The 18,835-nt window shown below is 67.1% G+C and carries 20 protein-coding genes; 11 read left to right on the forward strand and 9 right to left on the reverse strand.

The annotated features are described in order from the left end of the window. Window positions 1–77 precede the first annotated feature (77 nt). Genes BM353_RS11255 through nqrF form a run of 6 tightly spaced genes read left to right on the forward strand, consistent with a single transcriptional unit; the run spans window position 78 to window position 5,924 of the window. A complete protein-coding gene (locus BM353_RS11255; protein ID WP_092080906.1) occupies window positions 78–1,421 on the forward strand; it encodes a Na(+)-translocating NADH-quinone reductase subunit A in 1,344 nt (447 codons plus the stop codon). A 3-nt stretch (window positions 1,422–1,424) separates the two neighbouring features. Continuing rightward, window positions 1,425–2,624, forward strand: a complete 1,200-nt coding sequence (locus tag BM353_RS11260; protein ID WP_092080907.1) for an NADH:ubiquinone reductase (Na(+)-transporting) subunit B — start codon at window positions 1,425–1,427, stop codon at window positions 2,622–2,624. After that, window positions 2,617–3,423: a Na(+)-translocating NADH-quinone reductase subunit C gene (locus BM353_RS11265; RefSeq protein WP_092080908.1), complete on the forward strand. Its 807-nt coding sequence runs from the start codon at window positions 2,617–2,619 to the stop codon at window positions 3,421–3,423. Before BM353_RS11260 ends, BM353_RS11265 begins: the two co-directional genes overlap by 8 nt. Then, window positions 3,423–4,076: an NADH:ubiquinone reductase (Na(+)-transporting) subunit D gene (locus tag BM353_RS11270; protein ID WP_092080910.1), complete on the forward strand. Its 654-nt coding sequence runs from the start codon at window positions 3,423–3,425 to the stop codon at window positions 4,074–4,076. The genes BM353_RS11265 and BM353_RS11270 overlap by 1 nt, the downstream gene beginning before the upstream one ends. Beyond that, the gene (nqrE, locus tag BM353_RS11275) at window positions 4,076–4,684 is read left to right on the forward strand and encodes an NADH:ubiquinone reductase (Na(+)-transporting) subunit E (protein WP_092080912.1); all 609 of its coding nucleotides are present in this window, start codon (window positions 4,076–4,078) and stop codon (window positions 4,682–4,684) included. The genes BM353_RS11270 and nqrE overlap by 1 nt, the downstream gene beginning before the upstream one ends. A 16-nt stretch (window positions 4,685–4,700) precedes the next feature. Next, the gene (nqrF, locus tag BM353_RS11280; RefSeq protein WP_092080914.1) at window positions 4,701–5,924 is read left to right on the forward strand and encodes an NADH:ubiquinone reductase (Na(+)-transporting) subunit F; all 1,224 of its coding nucleotides are present in this window, start codon (window positions 4,701–4,703) and stop codon (window positions 5,922–5,924) included. Between the two features lie 136 nt (window positions 5,925–6,060). On the opposite strand, the gene BM353_RS11285 is transcribed toward nqrF, so the two are convergent. Further along, window positions 6,061–7,362, reverse strand: coding sequence for a flavin-dependent oxidoreductase (locus BM353_RS11285; RefSeq protein WP_092081126.1), 1,302 nt, complete (start codon window positions 7,360–7,362; stop codon window positions 6,061–6,063). A 2-nt stretch (window positions 7,363–7,364) separates the two neighbouring features. After that, the gene (locus BM353_RS11290; RefSeq protein ID WP_092080916.1) at window positions 7,365–8,252 is read right to left on the reverse strand and encodes an amidohydrolase family protein; all 888 of its coding nucleotides are present in this window, start codon (window positions 8,250–8,252) and stop codon (window positions 7,365–7,367) included. A 139-nt stretch (window positions 8,253–8,391) separates the two neighbouring features. Here BM353_RS11290 and BM353_RS11295 point away from each other — a divergent pair, with 139 nt between their 5' ends. The 4 genes from BM353_RS11295 to BM353_RS11310 all read left to right on the forward strand — a co-directional run bounded on the left by BM353_RS11295 (window position 8,392) and on the right by BM353_RS11310 (window position 12,264). After that, the gene (locus tag BM353_RS11295) at window positions 8,392–9,162 is read left to right on the forward strand and encodes a crotonase/enoyl-CoA hydratase family protein (RefSeq protein WP_092081128.1); all 771 of its coding nucleotides are present in this window, start codon (window positions 8,392–8,394) and stop codon (window positions 9,160–9,162) included. A 146-nt stretch (window positions 9,163–9,308) separates the two neighbouring features. Next, window positions 9,309–10,346 carry a TRAP transporter substrate-binding protein gene (locus BM353_RS11300; protein WP_092080918.1) on the forward strand — a complete coding sequence of 346 codons (1,038 nt, stop codon included), beginning with the start codon at window positions 9,309–9,311 and terminating at the stop codon, window positions 10,344–10,346. A gap of 73 nt (window positions 10,347–10,419) precedes the next feature. Next, window positions 10,420–10,932, forward strand: coding sequence for a TRAP transporter small permease (locus BM353_RS11305; RefSeq protein ID WP_245759633.1), 513 nt, complete (start codon window positions 10,420–10,422; stop codon window positions 10,930–10,932). Between the two features lie 3 nt (window positions 10,933–10,935). Further along, on the forward strand, window positions 10,936–12,264 hold the full coding sequence (locus tag BM353_RS11310) for a TRAP transporter large permease (RefSeq protein ID WP_092080920.1): 1,329 nt from the start codon (window positions 10,936–10,938) through the stop codon (window positions 12,262–12,264). On the opposite strand, the gene BM353_RS11315 is transcribed toward BM353_RS11310, so the two are convergent. The 7 genes from BM353_RS11315 to BM353_RS11345 form a co-directional block, all read right to left on the reverse strand. Beyond that, window positions 12,261–14,030 (reverse strand): feruloyl-CoA synthase, encoded by a 1,770-nt coding sequence (locus BM353_RS11315; protein ID WP_092080922.1) that lies wholly within the window; start codon window positions 14,028–14,030, stop codon window positions 12,261–12,263. The genes BM353_RS11310 and BM353_RS11315 overlap by 4 nt on opposite strands. Window positions 14,031–14,082: 52 nt before the next feature. Then, window positions 14,083–14,553: a MarR family winged helix-turn-helix transcriptional regulator gene (locus BM353_RS11320; protein WP_092080924.1), complete on the reverse strand. Its 471-nt coding sequence runs from the start codon at window positions 14,551–14,553 to the stop codon at window positions 14,083–14,085. A gap of 87 nt (window positions 14,554–14,640) precedes the next feature. Further along, window positions 14,641–15,687: an energy transducer TonB family protein gene (locus BM353_RS11325; protein WP_092080926.1), complete on the reverse strand. Its 1,047-nt coding sequence runs from the start codon at window positions 15,685–15,687 to the stop codon at window positions 14,641–14,643. Further along, complete coding sequence (locus BM353_RS11330; RefSeq protein WP_092080928.1) at window positions 15,687–16,109, reverse strand: ExbD/TolR family protein; 423 nt, start codon at window positions 16,107–16,109, stop codon at window positions 15,687–15,689. The genes BM353_RS11325 and BM353_RS11330 overlap by 1 nt, the downstream gene beginning before the upstream one ends. After that, a complete protein-coding gene (locus BM353_RS11335) occupies window positions 16,109–16,489 on the reverse strand; it encodes a biopolymer transporter ExbD (protein WP_281248120.1) in 381 nt (126 codons plus the stop codon). The genes BM353_RS11330 and BM353_RS11335 overlap by 1 nt, the downstream gene beginning before the upstream one ends. Continuing rightward, a complete protein-coding gene (locus BM353_RS11340) occupies window positions 16,479–17,147 on the reverse strand; it encodes a MotA/TolQ/ExbB proton channel family protein (protein ID WP_092080932.1) in 669 nt (222 codons plus the stop codon). Before BM353_RS11340 ends, BM353_RS11335 begins: the two co-directional genes overlap by 11 nt. Further along, window positions 17,144–17,593 carry a hypothetical protein gene (locus BM353_RS11345; RefSeq protein ID WP_092080934.1) on the reverse strand — a complete coding sequence of 150 codons (450 nt, stop codon included), beginning with the start codon at window positions 17,591–17,593 and terminating at the stop codon, window positions 17,144–17,146. The genes BM353_RS11340 and BM353_RS11345 overlap by 4 nt, the downstream gene beginning before the upstream one ends. Window positions 17,594–17,947: 354 nt before the next feature. On the opposite strand from BM353_RS11345, the gene BM353_RS11350 reads away from it, so the two are divergent. Further along, window positions 17,948–18,832, forward strand: coding sequence for a heme/hemin ABC transporter substrate-binding protein (locus BM353_RS11350; protein WP_245759634.1), 885 nt, complete (start codon window positions 17,948–17,950; stop codon window positions 18,830–18,832). The last annotated feature ends 3 nt before the right edge of the window (window positions 18,833–18,835 follow it).

An 18,835-nucleotide genomic window follows, 5' to 3' on the forward strand; every position in this document is an offset into this window, starting at 1 on the left:
GAATGAGCAAATCAGTACTTTTGGTCGCGCCAAAAACGTAGCATACCGCGCGCCAGTGACTACCGGAGGCCAAAAGCGTGGGAAGCTTCAAGCTAAAGAAAGGTCTGGATCTGCCCGTCGCCGGGAAACCGGCGCAGGAGATCACGGACGGAAGAGATATTCGCACCGCTGCAGTGATTGCCGCCGACTATATCGGGTTGAAGCCAAGACTGCTTGTGCAGGAAGGCGAGACCGTCGGGATCGGTACACCGCTGTTTTTTCACAAGGACAGCCCGGAGGTGATGATCACATCGCCCGCCGCGGGCCGGGTCCGGGCGGTGAATCGGGGCGCGCGGCGTGTGCTCATCAGCGTCGAGATCGACGTCGATGAGGGCGCACAGCCCCCCCAGGACTTCTCTCAGACGGGTGACATAACGACGCAGGAGGGGCTCGTGGAGCGGCTCTGCGCCTCGGGCCTGTGGACGTCGTTCCGCACGCGGCCCTACTCCAAGGTTCCCGAGCCCGAGAGCCGCCCCGCCGCGATCTTCGTGACCGCGATGGACAGCGAGCCGCTGAGCGGCGATCCGGCCGTGGTGATCGCCGATGCGGGATCGGCCTTCGAGACCGGGCTCGCCGCTGTGGCGACCCTGACCTCCGGGACGACCTATCTCTGCCACGAGACCGGCGCCGCCATGCCCGGCGCGGGCATCGCGGGCGTCGAGCTTGCGGATTTCTCCGGCCCCCACCCCGCCGGCCTCGCGGGCACGCATATTCATTTCCTCCAGCCGCCGACTTCGGCCGAGATGGTCTGGACCATCGGCTATCAGGATGTGATCGCCATCGGCCGGCTGCTGGAAACCGGGCACTACGATCCGCGCCGTGTGATCGCGCTCTCTGGACCGCTTTGCACCAATCCGCGCCTTGTGCGCACGGTTGCGGGCGCGTCGCTGACCGAGCTTGCCGAGGGCGAATACGACGCAAGCGTCCCGGTGCGGCTCATTTCCGGCTCGATCCTCAGCGGGCGTCTCGGCGAAGGGCCCTCGGCCTATCTCGGGCGCTACGCACGACAGATCACCCTCATCGAAGAGGATCACAAACAGATCCCGATGGGCTGGATTCGCCCGATGCCAGGCAAATACGCCGTGCAACCGGTGCTCGGCTCCGCCTTTGCGAAGAAGGTCTACAACCTTACGTCCAACCTCAACGGCGGGCGCCGCGCGATGGTGCCGATCGGCACCTTCGAAGAGATCATGCCGCAAGACTACCTGCCGACGCAGCTTCTGCGCGCGCTGCTGGTGATGGACACCGACCAGGCCCAGGCGCTCGGCGCTCTGGAACTGGATGAGGAAGATCTCGGACTTGTGGGCTTTGCCTGCCCCGCAAAGTATGAATACGGCATGGCGCTTCGCGACTGTCTCACCAAAATCGAAAAGGAGGGCTAGGGCTTGGGTCTTCGCAGCTTCTTTGACCGCATCGAACCGAATTTCGTAAAGGGCGGCAAATACGAGAAACTCTTCCCCGTCTACGAGATGGTGGAGAGCTTCCTCTACACGCCAAAGACGGTCACCACCGCCGCGCCGCACGCGCGCTCCTACATCGATATGAAGCGGATCATGACCTATGTGGTCATCGCGACAATCCCCTGCATCATCCTCGGGCTCTACAACGTCGGCCTCCAGGCCAACTTCGCGCTCGGGAACTTCGATCCGAGCGGCTGGCGCGCCTGGATCCTGAGCGCCTTCGGCATCGGGTTCAACCCGGCCAATCCGCTGGCGAATTTCCTGCACGGGGCGCTCTACTTCCTGCCGATCTACATCACGACGCTGGTCGTGGGCGGCATCTGGGAAGTGATCTTCGCCACCGTGCGCGGCCATGAGGTCAACGAGGGCTTCCTCGTCACCTCGATGCTCTACGCGCTCATCCTGCCCGCGACCGCGCCGCTATGGCAGGTCGCGCTCGGCATCTCCTTCGGCGTGGTGATCGGCAAGGAAGTCTTTGGCGGGACAGGGAAAAACTTCCTCAACCCGGCGCTGACCGGCCGGGCCTTCCTCTACTTCGCCTACCCCGCTCAAATGTCGGGCGATTCGATCTGGGTGCCCGTGGACGGCTACTCCGGCGCGACCGCGCTCTCCATCGGCGCGAGCCAGGGCTACCAGGACCTCGCCGCCAACGGCATGACCTGGGCCAGTTCCTTCATCGGCACGATCCCCGGCTCCATCGGCGAGACCTCGACGCTGGCCTGCCTGATCGGGCTTGCCTTCCTGCTCATCACCAAGATCGCCAACTGGCGGCTCGTGGTGGGCTGCCTCGGCGGCATGATCGGCTTTTCGCTGCTGCTCAACGTCGTCGGCTCCGACAGCAACCCGATGTTCGCCATGCCCTGGTACTGGCATCTGGTGATCGGCGGCTATGCCTTCGGCCTTGTCTTCATGGTGACGGAGCCGGTCTCGGCTTCGCACACCAACGTCGGCCGCTACATCTATGGCGCGCTCATCGGCTTCATGGTGGTGATGATCCGGGTGATCAACCCGGCCTTCCCCGAAGGCATGATGCTCGCCATTCTCTTCGGGAACGTGTTCGCGCCTCTGATCGACTACTTCGTCGTGCAGGCCAACATCAAACGCAGGGCGAAACGACATGTCTGACGAAAACCAGAACCTCGGACCCATCCGCCGTTTCCTCGCCGCTCCGCCGGATTCGGTCTCCAAGACCGTGATCGTCGCCGGGTCGCTGTGCCTTGTGGCCTCGATGATCGTCTCGGCGGTCTCGGTGTCGCTGCGCCCGATCCAGGAGGTCAACAAGCTCAAGGACAAGCAGATCAACATTCTGCAGGTCGCCGGGGTCTACGATCCCGATACCGATGTGGTCGCGGCCTTCCAGGCCTTCGAGCCGCAGGTGCTTGAGCTTGAGACTGGCGCGTTCTCCGACCAGTTCGACCCGGCCACCTTCGACGATCAGGCCGCCGCCGACGATCCGGCCCTCTCGACCGCTCTGGAGGACGATCCCGCTGGTATCGGGCGCCAGGCCGACTATGTGACGGTTTACCTGCTGCGCGACGCGGCGGGCGAGATCGACAAGGTCATCCTGCCGATTCACGGCTATGGCCTCTGGTCGACCCTCTATGGCTTCATCGCCATCGAGGAAAACGGTAACGATATCTACGGGCTGCAATTCTACAGCCACGCCGAGACCCCGGGCCTCGGCGCCGAAGTGGACAACCCGCGCTGGAAGGCGCTCTGGAATGGCAAGAAGCTCACCGACGAGTCGGGCGAGCTGCAGATCACCGTCTCCAAGAGCATCCCGCCCGCGGGCGCGGAATATCACGTGGATGCCCTCGCCGGCGCCACGCTGACTTCGGCCGGTGTCGACAATCTGGTCCGTTTCTGGATGAGCGAGGAAGGCTACGCGCCCTTCCTTGAAAATCTCAAGGCAGGAGAGATCTGATGGCTCAAACACGCAGAGAGATGCTGATCGACCCGCTGGTCGACAACAACCCCATCACGCTTCAGGTTCTGGGCATCTGTTCCGCCCTCGCGGTGACCTCCTCGCTGAAGGTCGCCTTCGTCATGGCCATCGCCGTGACGCTGGTGACGGGCTTCTCGTCGATGTTCATCTCCATGATCCGCAGCCAGATCCCCGGCTCGATCCGGATCATCGTCCAGATGGTGATCATCGCCTCGCTGGTGATCATCGTGGACCAGATCCTCAAGGCCTATGCCTTCGAGATTTCCAAGACGCTCTCGGTCTTCGTCGGCCTGATCATCACCAACTGTATCGTGATGGGCCGCGCCGAAGCCTTCGCCATGAAGAACCCGCCGGTGGCGAGCTTCATCGACGGCGTGGGCAACGGGCTCGGCTACGGGCTGATCCTCATGCTCGTCGGCGTTGTCCGCGAGCTCTTCGGCTCCGGCAGCCTCTTCGGCGTGACCATCCTGCAGACGGTCAACAACGGCGGCTGGTACGTGCCCAACGGGCTTTTGCTGCTGCCGCCCTCGGCCTTCTTCGTCATCGGGCTGCTGATCTGGGCCTTCCGGTCGTGGAAACCCGAGCAGGTCGAAGAGCGCGAATACAAGATCCAAATCGTGGAGGCCCACTGATGGAAGCGCTGATTTCCCTAGCGGTAAAGGCGATCTTCGTCGAAAACCTCGCCCTGTCGTTCTTCCTCGGCATGTGTACCTTCATCGCGGTCTCCAAGAAGATCGCGACCGCCATCGGCCTTGGCATCTCGGTCATGGTGGTGCAGGCGATCACCGTGCCCGCCAACAACCTGATCCTGACCTACCTGCTCGCCCCCGGCGCGCTGAGCTGGGCGGGCTTCGAGAACGTGGACCTGACCTTCCTCGGCCTCATCTCCTATATCGGGGTGATCGCCGCGCTGGTGCAGATCCTCGAGATGGTGCTCGATAAGTACTTCCCGCCGCTCTACAACGCGCTTGGCGTCTTCCTGCCGCTCATCACGGTGAACTGCGCCATCCTCGGCGGCTCGCTCTTCATGGTGGAACGCAGCTACAACTTCGCCGAAAGCGTGACCTATGGCGTCTCTTCCGGCTTCGGCTGGGCGCTGGCCATCACCGCGATGGCGGGCGTGCGCGAGAAGCTGAAATATTCCGACATCCCCGACGGCCTGCAGGGTCTCGGCATCACCTTCATCACCGCGGGTCTGATGGCCATGGCCTTCATGTCCTTCAGCGGCGTGAAACTCTGAGGGAGCCCGACACGACATGGCAACTTTTGGTCTCGGCATTCTCCTCTTCACCCTGATCGTGCTCGCGCTGGTGACGATCATCCTCACCGCGCGCTCCAAGCTGGTCTCGACCGGCAACGTGAACATCACGATCAACGGCGAGAAGACGGTTTCGGTCCCCGCTGGCGGCAAGCTCCTGCAGACGCTCGCCGAACAGCAACTCTTCGTCCCCTCCGCCTGTGGCGGGGGTGGCACCTGCGCGCAGTGCCGCGTCAAGATCCACTCCGGCGGCGGGTCCATCCTGCCCACCGAGGAAAGCCACATCACCAAGCGTGAGGCCGCCTGCGGCGACCGGCTCTCCTGTCAGGTGGCGGTCAAGCAGGACATGGACATCGAGGTCCCCGAGGAGGTCTTCGGCGTCAAGAAATGGGAGTGCACCGTGCGCTCCAACGAAAACGTCGCGACCTTCATCAAGGCGCTGGTTCTGGAGCTGCCAGAGGGCGAGGACGTGAACTTCCGCGCAGGCGGCTACATCCAGATCGAAGCCCCGGCGCATCACGTGAGCTACAAGGATTTCGACGTCGAGGAGGAGTACCGCGAGGATTGGGACAAGTTCAATCTCTGGCAGTACGAATCCACCGTCGCCGAACCGATCGAGCGGGCCTATTCCATGGCCAACTACCCTGATGAAAAGGGTATGATCATGCTCAACGTCCGCGTGGCCTCCCCGCCCCCGGGCTCCGATGGCATCCCCCCGGGCAAGATGTCGAGCTACATCTTCAACCTCAAGCCGGGCGACAAGGTCACGATCTCCGGTCCCTTCGGCGAGTTCTTCGCGCGCGAGACCGAAAAGGAAATGGTCTTCATCGGCGGCGGCGCGGGCATGGCCCCGATGCGCAGCCACATCTTCGACCAGCTCAAGCGCCTGAAGAACAAGGATCGCAAGATCACCTTCTGGTACGGCGCGCGCTCCAAGCGCGAGATGTTCTTCGTCGAGGACTTCGACGAGCTCGCGGCCGAATTCCCCAACTTCACCTGGCACGTGGCGCTCTCCGATGCGCTGCCGGAGGATAACTGGGGCGGCTACACCGGCTTCATCCACAACGTGCTCTACGAGGAATACCTCAAGAACCACCCGGCGCCGGAAGATTGCGAATACTACATGTGTGGCCCGCCGATCATGAACCAGTCGGTGATCAACATGCTGCTCGATCTCGGCGTCGACCGCGAAGACATCATGCTGGACGACTTCGGCGGCTAAGGCCCCGAAAGACTTCCCCCCCGGCGGCGCGGACGCCTCGCCGGGGGATGCCGATAAAGACGACGATCCAGAGGCCGGCGCGGATCGCAAAACCAGCGCCCCACCCCTTCCCTGGAAAACGAAAAGCTCCGAAAGCTCAGGCGTTCGACAGATCGTGCTGGGTGGTGAGGCGCGCACCGGGGCCGATCGTCGGCGGCGCCGCGTTGAGCTGTTCCATCGCAAACCCGGCGGCGGCCTTGTAGCGCGCCATGAACGCCGCGCGTTCGTCGGCCGGGATGACCGCATCGATATCCTCGAACACCCCTCCGCAGCGTTCGTCCAGCAGGTTGAGCAGCCCGAAAGGCCCGTTGCCGCGATTGCGCAGCACAAGTTCCGACACCGGCGCGCAGAGCTGCGCGTCATAGGCGGCCAGAGCGTCCGGCGTGATCCCGTGACGCAGCAGCTGCGACCCGATCACGCGCGCATCGACAATCGCCTGGCTCGCGCCGTTGGAGCCGGTGGGGTACATCGCATGGGCCGCGTCACCCATGAGCGCGACCGCCCCGTCGACCCAGGTGTCCACCGGATCGCGGTCGATCATCGGGTTCTCATAGGCGCAATCGGTTTGCCGCAGCATCTCCGGCACGTTGAGCCAGTCGTAACGGAAGCTCTCGAAATGGTGCAGGAAGCTCTCCACCGTGACGGGCCGGAACCAGCCGTCCTGCTGCCAGCCGCCGGAATTGTCCAGCGTCACCTCGGCGATCCAGTTGACCAGCGAGAGCCCATCCGCATCGGGGCGGGAAATCGGGTAGATCACCATCCGGTGCCGGTGCGTCCCGAGCCCGACGAAAGACGATTGCGTGCGGATCGCGCGGGTGCGCAACGTGCCGCGCCACATGAGCGCGCCGCCCCAGTGGATCGGCGGCTGGTCCGGGTGCATCTGCGCGCGCACCGCCGAATGGATGCCATCCGCCCCGATCAGCAGCCGGCCGGAGACCTCGCGCGACTCGCCATCCGGCCCCTCGACCGTGGCCGTCACCAGCCCCCCGTCCTGCCGATAGCCTGTCACCCGCGTGCCAAGCTGGACCGCCCCGGGCCCGGCCCGTTCGATCAGTCGCTCGTAGAGCAACACATGCAGCGCGCCGCGATGCACGGCATATTGCGGCCAGTGATACCCCGCCTTGGTCCCGCGCGGCTCGGCATAGACCTCGCGCCCGTTCAGGCCCACAAGCGCCCATTCCTCGGCGGGCAGACCGACCCTGTCCAGATCCGCCGCCCCGATCCCGAGATCGTAGAGCTCGCGCACCGCGTTGGGCTGCAGGTTGATGCCAACCCCGAGCGGCTTCATCTCCGGCGCGGCCTCGAAGACCACGCAATCCACGCCGATCTGTTGCAGCGTCAGCGCCATCGCGAGCCCGCCGATCCCGCCCCCGACGATCAGAATCCTGTTGTCGGTCATGGTCACTCCACCTCGCCCAGGAGCCGCAGCGCGTTTTGCTTCAAAATCAGCGGGCGGACCTCATCCTTGAATGGCGCCTCGGCGAAATCCTTGAGCCAGCGGTCCGGCGTGATGGCCGGCCAGTCGGAGCCGAAGAGCATCTTCCGCTTCAGGATCGAGTTGGCATAGCGGGTAAAAATCTCCGGGAAATAGCGCGGCGACCAGCCGGACATGTCGATGTAGACGTTGGGCTTGTGCTGCGCCACGGCGAGCCCCTCTTCGGTCCATGGAAAGGAGGGGTGCGCAAGGACGATCTTCATGTCGGGAAAATCCACCGCCACGTCATCGATATGCATCGGATTGGAGTATTTCAGCCGCATCCCCATGCCGCCGCGCATCCCCGAGCCGACACCGGTCTGGCCGGTGTGAAAGAGCGTGATCACCCCCTCCTCGGCGCAGGCCTCCAGCACGGTGTAGCAGGCCGCGCGGTCGTTGGGGAAAAACCCCTGCATCGTGGGGTGGAACTTGAAGCCGCGCACGCCGAACTCCCGCACCAGCCTGCGCACCTCGCGCGCGCCCGCGCGGCCCTTGTGCGGATCGACCGAGGCGAAGGGGATCAGGATGTCGTCGTTTTCCGCGCAGAGGCTCGCCACCTCCTCGTTGGAGTAGCGCCGGAAGCCAGTCTCGCGCTCCGCGTCCACCGGAAAGATCACCGCCGCGATGTTGCGCGCGCGGTAGTAGGCGGCGGTATCCTGCACCGTCGGCAGCATCCCTTCGGCCCCGGCGGGATTGCGGAAATAGGCCGCCATGCCGGTCTGGAACTCGTTGTACCCGTCATCGCGGCAACTGTCGCAGGGCTCTTCGGCATGGGTGTGGAAGTCGATCGCCTCCACCTTGGAAAAATCGACCATGTCGGGTCCTTTCAGCGGCCTGAGCAGCGGGAGCAGCCGCCCCCCGCGCGAGAATAACGCTATACTGCAAAACTGTTTACCGGTACAACACTTCTCGACCACCCGATGGCCTGACCGGCCCGCTGCAGAAGGGATGCCCATGACAGATCGGCCGATCATCCGGATCGAAATCACAGGCGAGATCGCAGAGCTCATCTTTGATCGCCCGGAAAAGCGCAACGCGATGAACGACGCGCTCATCGACGCGCTGGATGCGTTTTTCTCGGCGCCTCCGGACGGGGTCGCGGCGGTGATCCTGCGCGGTGAAGGCGGGCATTTCTGCGCCGGTCTCGATCTGGCCGAGCACCAGCATCGCGCCCCGGTCGACGGGGTCCATCATTCGCGCAACTGGCACCGGGTCTCGGAGCTGATCGAATACGGCGGCCTGCCGGTGGTCTCGGTGCTGACCGGGGCGGTCATCGGCGGCGGGTTGGAGATCGCGAGCGCGACGCACGTCCGCATCGCCGAGCCTTCCGTACGGTTCGAACTGCCCGAGGGGCGTCGCGGGATCTTCGTCGGCGGCGGGGCCTCGGTCCGCGTGGGCCGCATCCTCGGGGCGGACCGGATGCGCGAGATGATGCTGACCGGGCGCCGCTATGGCGCCGATGAGGGGCTGCAACTCGGGCTGGCGCATTACGCGGTGGGCGATGGCGAGGGGCTGGACCTCGCGCGCAAGCTGGCCGCGCGGATGGCCGCCAACGCGCCCTTCTCCAACTATCTGATGATCAACGCCTTGCCCCGCATCGCCGACATGGCGCGCGGCGACGGGCTCTTCGCCGAGAGCCTCGCGGCCTCGATGTCCCAGACCTCCGAGGGCGCGCAGGAGGGTATGCGCGCCTTTCTCGAAAAACGGGAGCCGAAGTTTCGCTGAACTCCGCCCGGCGCGGAGGGCCCGCCGATGCGCGATTTCTACCACTCTTAGGACGCGAAGGCACATTTCACAGGCAGGGCTTATGGCGTAACCTGCCACAAGATCGCGGCAACGCGATACCCACGGGAGGATCAGGGAGGACCCCCATGAACACACGACTTTTCACACGCATTCTAGCCGCCGGCGCCCTTGCGGCCGGGATGATCGGCAGCAGCGCAACCGCGCAGGATGTGACGCTCCGGCTGCACCAGTTCCTGCCGCCGCCCGCGCCCGTTCCGTCCATGATTCTCAAGCCCTGGGCCGAGAGCGTCGAGGAAGCCTCCGGCGGGCGGATCGCGTTCCAGCATTTCGACGCCATGTCGCTCGGCGGCCGCCCGCCCGAGCTGATGGATCAGGCGCGCGATGGCGTGGCCGATATAATCATGACGCTCGTGGGCTACACCCCCGGCCGCTTCCCGCGCACCGAAGTGTTCGAGCTGCCCTTCATGATGACCGATCCGGTCGCCACCGCCTCGGCCTTCTGGGAGATGGTCGAGACCGACTGGCAGGAGAGCGAATACGGCGATGTCCAGATCCTCGGCGCCTGGGTTCATGGGCCCGGCTTGATCCACACCAAGGACGGGGTCGAGAGCCTTGAGGACATGAGCGGCGTGACGATGCGCGGCCCGACCCGGATCATCAACAACTTGCTCTCCGAGCTCGGCGCGACGCCGGTCGGGATGCCGCTTCCGGCGATCCCCGAAGCGCTCTCCAAGGGCGTGGTCAAGGGCACTGTGGTGCCGTGGGAGGTCACGAGCTCGATCCGTCTGGCGGAGCTGGTGGAGAACCACACCGAGTTCGCGGGCGACGAGGCGCTCTATACCGCGACCATCGTTCTGGCGATGAACAAGGCCAAGTATGACGCCCTGCCCGATGATCTCAAGGCGATCCTCGACGCGGAATCCGGCGCCAAGCTGTCGGCCTTCGCCACACAGGTCATGTATGACATGGACGCGCCGGCGCGCGAGATCGCCGTAAACGCGGGCAACACCATCGTCGAGCTCGACGAGGCCGAGGTCGCCCGCTGGAAAGAGGCGGCCCAGCCGGTGATCGACGACTGGATCGCCGAGATGAACGACAAGGGCATCGACGGCGCCGCGCTGATCGAACAGGCGCGCGGCCTGATCGCCAAGCACGGCGGCTGATCGCGGCCGCAGCACGACCACCGAGAGGGCCCGCGGGGGCCCTCTCTCCTTTTTCGGTTCGGGGACTTCACGGATGTATCAAGGGCTTCATCGCGCGGCGGAGGCCATCGCCCGCGCCCTGGCGCTGGCCGGCGGGCTGGTGCTGCTGCTCATCGTCGGGATGACCTGCGTGTCGATTGCGGGGCGCGCGCTGGTGCCGCTTGATATCGGCATCGGTCCGATCAAGGGGATCTACGACATGACCGAAATCGCGATGGCCGCGGCGGTATTCGCCTTTCTGCCCTGGGCCCAGTTGCGCGATGCCCATGCCCGGGTCGACCTCTTCCAGCCCGCGATGCCCGCGCGGCTCTCGCTCGGGCTCGACCTGCTGTTCAACATCGGCATGGCCGTGGTCGCCGCGGTCGGAAGCTGGCGGCTCTATCTGGGGATGCAGGACAGGCTCGCCTATGGCGACACCACACTCATCGCCCAGATCCCGGTCTGGCAGGGTTATGCCGCGAGCCTCGTCGGCGCCGTCGGCTTCGTGCTCGTCGCGCTGTTTTGCGTGCTGCGCTCGGCGCGCCGCCTCGCCGGTCTGGAGGGCTGAGCCATGACACCGATCGCCCTCGCGCTCTGGTCCTTCCCCGTCCTTTTGCTGCTCGTCTTCCTGCGCGCGCCCATTGCACTGGCGATGATCGCGGTCGGCGTGCTCGGCAACTACCTCGTCATCGGCACACCCGCGATGGTGCTCAACCAACTCAAGACGATGGTTTACGGCGAGTTCTCCAACTACTCCTTCTCGATCATCCCGCTCTTTCTGCTGATGGGCCAGTTCGCCACGCTCTCGGGCATGTCCGCCTCGCTCTTCCGCGCGGCCGAAAGCTTCCTCGGCCACCGGCGCGGCGGGGTTGCCATGTCGGCGGTCGGAGCCTGCGCGGGGTTCGGAGCGATCTGCGGCTCGTCGCTCGCCACCGCGGCCACCATGGGACAGGTCGCGCTGCCCGAGATGAAGCGCTACGGCTACCCCGGCTCGCTCTCCACCGGCGCCCTCGCCGCGGGGGGCACGCTCGGAATCCTGATCCCGCCGTCGGTCATCCTGGTGATCTACGCGATCCTCGCCGAGCAGAACATCGAGAAGCTCTTCGTCGCGGCGCTCGTGCCCGGCATCCTCGCCGCCATCGGCTACATGGTCGCGATCTCGGTCTGGGTGCGGGTCGCCCCCAACAGCGCCGCGGTCAAACCCCGCGTGCCCTGGGCCGAACGGCTGGTCGCGCTCGGCAAGGTCTGGCCGGTGCTGACGATCTTCCTCGTGGTGGTCGGCGGCATCTATGCCGGGATCTTCACCCCGACCGAAGCCGCCGCCGTCGGCGCGGCAGGCACATTCGTCGCCGCGCTCGCCACGGGCGAGATGAGTTGGGCCCGGCTGCGCGACGCGATTCTCGCGACCGCCTCATCCTCGGCGATGATCTTCATGATCATCCTCGGCGCCAAGCTCTACAACAACTTCCTGTCGCTGACCTTCCTGCCCCAGACCGCCTCCGTCTGGGTCGGCGAACAGGGCTTCTCGCCGTGGCTGGTGCTTACCATCGTGCTGCTGATGTACCTCGCCTTCGGCTGTGTGATGGATTCGCTCTCCATGGTCCTGCTGACCGTGCCGATCATCTATCCGATCATGGCCACGCTCGATTTCGGCATGAGCGCCAATGACTTCGGGCTCTGGTTCGGGATCCTCGTGCTGATCGTGGTGGAGGTGGGGCTGATCACGCCCCCTGTGGGGATGAATCTCTTCATCATCAACTCGATGGCCCGCGACACGCCCATCGGCGAGACCTATCGCGGCGCGATGCCCTTCGTGCTGACGGATATCCTGCGGGTGGTGCTCCTCGCCGGGTTCCCGGCAATCACCCTGTGGCTCGTCCACGTGATCGACGCGCTCTAGAAGGTCAGGACGCCCGGTCCGCCGTCATAGAGCGTCATGATCGCCTCGGCGTTGTTGCCGCGCATCTGGCGCTGGTTGAGCGAGCCCTTCTCGGTCACCTCGCCGCGCTCGAAGCTCGGCGGCTCGGTGAGCACGAGCGCGCGGCGCACCCGGCTGGCCGACCCCGTCGCGGCCCGCGCCGCCGCCGCCAGCCGTTCGGCAAGCGCCGCCTCCCGCGCCTCGGGCGCCATCGCCGCGCCCGCTTCGCTCAGGATGAGCAGCGCCCCGAGCTCCGGTGCGTTCTCGCCCACGATCACCGCATCGCGCACCAGCCCGCCCATCGCATCGACCAGCGCGGCGCGCACCGCGCCGACAGGGACCCATGTCCCGCTTGTCAGTTTGAAGTTCTCCGCCATACGCCCGTCGAAGAAGAACCCCTTGGTGAAATCCTCCGGGTCGGCCGGGCGCAGCGCGTCCCCCAGCTTGTAGAACCCCTCCTCGTCAAAGGCCTCCGCTGTCTTTGCCGGATCGCCCTTGTAGCCGGGCGTGATCGTCGGCCCCTTGAGCCGCGCCTCCAGCTTGCCGCCCTGAGGCACCAGCTTGAGCGTCAGCCCCCGCGCGGGAACGCCCACGTTGCCTGCCCGTTCCTGCACCTCGGTACAGGCCAGCGCGAAGGGGGCGGTCTCGGTTGCGCCGAGCCCCGTGGCCAGCAGCACCTCGCGCCCCGCCGTCCGGCGCGCGACGGCGCGCAGCCGGTCCCATGTGATCTGCGACATGCCGGCCCCCGCGTAGAACATCATGCCCAGATCGCGGAAGAACATCTCGGCCAGCGCGGGCTCCCCTTCGAGCGCCTCGACCAGAAGGTCGTAGCCCAGCGGCACGTTGAAGTACCACGTGCAGGCGATCTCGCGCAGGTTGCGCAGGGTCTCGTCGAAGCGCCCCGAGACGGGGCGGCCATCGTCGATGTAGAACGTGCCGCCGTTGGTCATCACGAGGTAAAAGACCTTGTTGCCCCCCGCCGTGTGGTTCCACGGCGCCCAGTCGAGCACCACGGGCGGGCGCTCTGCCACGAACCGGTAGCAATCGCGGACCATCGCCTGGTTGGCACAGATCATCGAGTGGGTGTTGATGACGGCCTTGGGCGCGCCGGTGGAGCCGGAGGTGAAGAGATACTTGACGATCGTCTCGGGCCCGACGCCCGCGCGCGCCTCCTCGGCCCCTGCCGGATCGCCGCCGCGCAGGGTCTCGAGCCCGATCCGGCCTGGCCCGTCCTCGTTGGAAATCACGTGTCGCCCTCTCGCCGCCAACGCCGCGAGCGCGGGGGCGAAGGCCTCGGGATCGTCGGCGTTGACCGCGCCGGGCCGGAGCGTCCGGGCGATCTCGCGGAGCTTGCGGTGGTCCTTGGAGACCAGCGAATAGGCCGGCGAGACCGGCGCGAAGGGTATGCCGACGCAGGTGCAAGCGAGGCCCAGAAGCGCGTGTTCGAGGCTGTTTTCCGACAGGATCAGGAGCGGCCGGTCCGGCCCCAGCCCGAGCGTCAGGAGCGACGCGCCCATCGCCCGCGCCGCCGCGCGCGCCGCGCCGTAGCTGATCCGCCGCCAGTCGCCGCCGCCCGGCGCGCGCCGGGCGAGGAAGGGACGGTCGGGCGCGGTCTCGGCCCAGTGGTCTAGCGCGTCGGCCAGCGTCGGGCGGTGGTCCGTGAGAGGGTCGTTCTGGCGCATCAGGATGCTGCCATCGCCGCGCTTTTCGATGTCGAAGACCGGCGTCCAGAACCCCGTGCCGCTCATCGCGGCCCCCGTCGGATCGCGCCACCGAACCGCAGGCAATCTCCCGCCATGTTCACCCCTCCCGCGCGCGGATCTTGCGGAGCAGCGTGATCAGCATCTCCCGCTCCTGCTCGGTCATATGCGCCAACAGCGCCGCCTCATGCGCGCGCACCGCATCCTGCGCCGAACGGAGCGCCGCCTGCCCCACATGTGTCGCGACCAGCGCGTGGGACCGGCGATCCCCCGGAACCGCCGTGCGCCGCAGAAACCCGCGCCGTTCCAGATCGTCAACAATCGCCACGAGGCCGGAGCGCTCGATCCCGAGTTTACGCGCCAGCGCGCTTTGGGTGATCTCGGGAAATTGCACGACGAAGGAAAGCGCGGAGAAGGCCCGCGGGCCGAGCCCGTCCTGGCCGAGCGCCTCGCGGAAATCGGCCTGCACGATCACATAGGCGCGCTTGAGGTTATAGCCGATCAGGGTCTCAAGCACCGATCCCGCGCTCTCGGGGCCCGTCTCTGCGCCGTGTCGATCGTCGGCTGTCACCCGCTTGCCTCCCCTGTCCCTCCGGTTTGGCCAAAGCTTAGCGGGGATTGTTTACCTAGTAAACGGACTGCGCCGAACGCGACGCCCCTAGCGGGTGTTGTAGCGATATTTGAAGACGGTCTGCGCCCCAGCCGGCGGCGCGGGAAAGGGCGAGGCGCGCCGCGTGTGATCCAGCGCCAGCCGGTCTAGCTCTGTATCTCCCGAACTTTGCAGGATGCGCACCGCAGAGAGCCCGCCGTTCCGCGCGACCTTGAACTGCACGATCGCCGATCCCTTGCTGCGCGAGCGGGCCTTGCGCGTCCGGCTCAGCTTGCGGTTGACCTTGCCGGGGTAGGCCGCGGCGGCCTTGCGCTCGGTGGCGGCGGTGGCGTTTTCGGTCTGGCCCTGACCCGCATTGGCGGCGGGCGCGGCCGAGGTGCTGGCGGCGGCAGCGCCGCGGACCTCGTCGCGGTCGGCATTGCCCGCGGCCACCGCGGCGGGCTTCGGCGGTTGCTTTTTCGGCTCGGTCTTCTTCGGGGGGGTCCGCGCAATGTCGCGCGGACGGGCGACCGGGCGCAGGTCGGTGTCATCGGGTGTCTGCACGACGGTCTCGGGCTGGGCCTCGATCACCTCGGGCGGCGGCGTCTCGGCCTGCGTTACCGTGGGCGGCGCGACGGGCTGAACCGGCGTCGGCGCGGTCTCGGACGGCGTGATCGGCGCGGAGACCGACGGCGTGACCGGCGCGGGATCCACCGGCGGCGTCGGCGTGACGGGCGAGAGCGGCACGAGCGCGGCCATGGTCATCGGCTCGGCCTCGCCCACAGCCACCGGCGCGGCGGGCGCGGCGCTTTCGGCCTGGGTCAGCACGGGCGCGGGCTCGGCCTGCGCGGTCTCCACCGGGGCGACCTCGGGCGTCACTTCGACCGGCTCGGGCGGCTGCACCTCCTCGGGCGCGGGCGCGTCGGTCACCTCCGGCGCCGCCGGCACCACCGTGCCCGTGACCAGATCGGCAAAGCCGGTCCCGAATTGCGCCTGCATCGGGGGCGCGGAGGTGGCCGCAACCTGCTCCGGCGCCTCGCCATAGCGCACCAGCCCCACCGCATGGGCCGCCACCGAAATCGCAAGAGCAGCCCCGCCGAATATCCGCGCACGCATCAGTCCAGCCCCCGTTCCGTCACAAGAAATATCTGCCCCGCCCCGGCCTCGGTCAGCTCCGCCACCCGCTCCATCAGAAGCTGGGCCGGCAGATCCCGATCCGGCACGAGACGCAACTCCATCGCAGGCGGCTCACCCGCCACGGGCACGGCCGCGTCCTCCACCGGCGCGCTTCGCGCCACTGCGCCGGCCAGGTCGATCGGCTCGCCGCGCCAGGTCATCGACCCGTCCGGCAGCAGCACCACCGCATCGGGCGGCGGACGGCCCTCCAGCTCGGACGTGCTGGTGAGTTGCACGCGTTCGTCCATCGGCGGCGCGATCGTGCTCGTCACCATGAAGAAGATCAGCATGAGAAACACCACGTTGATCAGCGCGATGGTGGGCTCCGGTTTTTGTCGGGCGGCGGGGCGTTTGAGGGCCATCAGCGAAGCACCTGCGTCGAGAGATCCGGAACCGTGTCGAGCGCGATCAGCAGATCGACCAGCCGCTGGGTCGTCACCTCTTCGGTGGTGGTGACCAGCAGCGTCCGCGCCGTGCCCTCCTCAGCCTCGCGCAGCGTCTCGACCGTCTCCTCGATCGAGAGCCCGCGCCCGTTGAGCAGCGCCTCCTCGGGGTTGAGCCGCAGGAACATCACCACCTGATCGCCCGACACGGCCCCGCCCCCGGAAGCCCCGGTGAGCGGAATTTCGGCATAGCGGGTGAAGGTCGAGCTCAGCATGAAGAACAACAGCAGCAGGAAGATGACATCGATGAGCGATGTCATCGAGAGGCGTCGCCGCCGGGAGGGGCGTCTAAGCGGCATCGGAGTGCAGCGTCTCCCCGGGCGCGGGGGCGGCCTGCGTGGTAGGCTGGCTCGGGGCAAAGATCGTCTCGATGGCGGTCTCGGCCACGCCGCGCGCCCGCGCCACGCGCGATTCGAAGAAAGTCAGCATCAGCGAGGTGGGCATCGCCACCGCAAGCCCCGCCGCCGTGGTCAGCAGCGCGACCCAGATCCCGCCCGCGAGGGTCGAGGGATCGACGTTGGCGCCCGCTTCCTGCATCGCTTGAAACGCACCGATCATGCCGAGCACGGTGCCGAAAAGGCCAAGGAGCGGGGCGATCTGGGCGATGCTGTCGAGGATGCGGAAGCCGCGTTCCATCCGGTCAAGCACAGCGCCCGCTTCGGCGACGGCGCGGCCATGGCTGCCGCTGCCGGACGCGGCGCGCGAGAGCACCGGGGCGAGACGGCTGCGGCTCATCTGAAGAGCGGCGCGCGCGCCGGCCCGGTCGCCGAGGTCCCACAGATCGAGCGCGTGGGCGATCTGGCGGTGGCGGCCGACCCCGAGATAGGCGAGCTGCCAGAATTTCCACAGCACCACCGCGAGCGAGACCACAGAGAGCCCGAGCAGCAGCATCACCACCGGCCCTCCAAGCTCCATGATCGCGGCGAGGCGTTCGGTGATCATTTCAAGATAGATCATCCCAGAAGCTCCGCGCTGGTCCGGCTGGAAAGGGTCAATGATTTCAAACAGCTCGCAGGCGTAAGCGAGGCCCCTTCGCAAGAGGCCAACCCGTTGACGAGCACCTGCCCGACCGCGTCGCAGCTCAGGCCCGGCACGTCGAACTGGCGCACACGCGGCCGCCCCTGGGGCAGCGCGCCGAGGTCGAAGATGGTCAGCCGCTCGACCGCGCCTTGCGTGGTAAAGAGCACCGCCTCGAGCGAGACGCCGTCGATATCGCTGCCCGTTGCGTTGGTCGCAAGGAAGGTCAGCCGGCAGGCGCCGTCGAGCTGGTTGAGAGAGTTGAACTCGATGGCGAGGGCCGAGGGGGCCGCCGCGCCCGAGGCCGCGTCATCCTGCGCCTGGGCCGCCTGGGCCAGGGCCGTGATCGCGACGAGCGCGCCGCAAAGCCGTTGGTGAAAGGTCATCGTCTCTCCTCTTCTTGCGTATCGGACGGTCGGGTGGCGGTATCGCCCTCCGTCGGTCCCCGGCGCGGGGTAGGTTTCGGGCCCATGCGCCCCCGTCCGCCGGTCTCGCGATGGATCGCCGCGCCGCCTTGCCGGCCCGCTCCCGGGCCGCTTCACGCGGTTGCGACCTGTTACAGGTTGATGCGGCTATTTAATCTGATAGAAATCGTCAAGATAAATCTTCCACCGGGTTCGCGGAATCCTCCGCGCCTTGGCCAGCTCCGATCCGACCGCCCGCTGCCGCGCCGCCTTGGCGCGCCGCGCGGCCCGCCCTGTGCCGGATCCAGCAAGCCCCCCGCGCCTGCTCGAAAGCCAATGACCATGCAAAGACCGTTCCTCGCCGCTTCCGCCCACCGCCGAATCGCGGGCGCCTTGTTGCTCCTTCTCTTGCTCGGCTGGGGCGCGCTCGCCCCGCGCGGCGCCACCGCCGAGCCCGCACGAATCGTCGCGCTCGGCGGCACGGTGACGGAAATCGTCCATGCGCTCGGCGCAGGAGACCGGCTGGTCGCGCGCGACACCACCTCGACCTTCCCGCCCGAGGCGCGCGCGTTGCCCGACGTGGGCTACCTGCGCCGCCTCTCGCCCGAAGGCGTGCTCTCCGTCGCGCCCGATCTCATCCTCGCCACCGACGGCGCCGGGCCGGTCGAGACGATCGACGTGCTCCGCGCCGCCGAGACCGGCTTCGTCTCCGTGCCCGAGGGCTACACCCCCGACGCGATCGCCGAAAAGATCGCGGTGATCGGCGCGGCTCTTGGCCGGCCCGACGCGGCGGAGGCGCTCATGGCCGAGGTTGCGGCCGGGTTCGCGGCGCTTGGTGAGGCCCCGGCCCCGGCGCGCCGCGTGATGTTCATCCTCTCGGCCCAGGGCGGGCGGCTGATGGTCGCGGGCGCCGACACCGGCGCGGACGGGCTCATCGCACTCGCGGGCGGGACCAACGTCTTCGCCGGGCTGGAGGGCTACAAGCCAGTGAGCGACGAGGCGGTGATCGCCGCCGCGCCGGACCTCATTCTGCTGATGGAGACGGGGCCGCAGCACGGGCTCGATGACGCCGCACTGCTCGCCCTGCCCGCGCTCGCCAGCACGCCCGCCGGGCGGTCCGGGGCCATTCTGCGCATGGACGGGTTGCTCGCCACCGGTTTCGGCCCGCGCACGCCGCAGGCCGTCCGGACCCTTCGCAGCGCGCTTGCCGGGATCGGCTGAGGC

The sequence above is a fragment of the Poseidonocella sedimentorum genome, from assembly GCF_900116005.1.
In the GTDB taxonomy this organism is placed as follows: Bacteria; Pseudomonadota; Alphaproteobacteria; order Rhodobacterales; family Rhodobacteraceae; genus Poseidonocella; species Poseidonocella sedimentorum.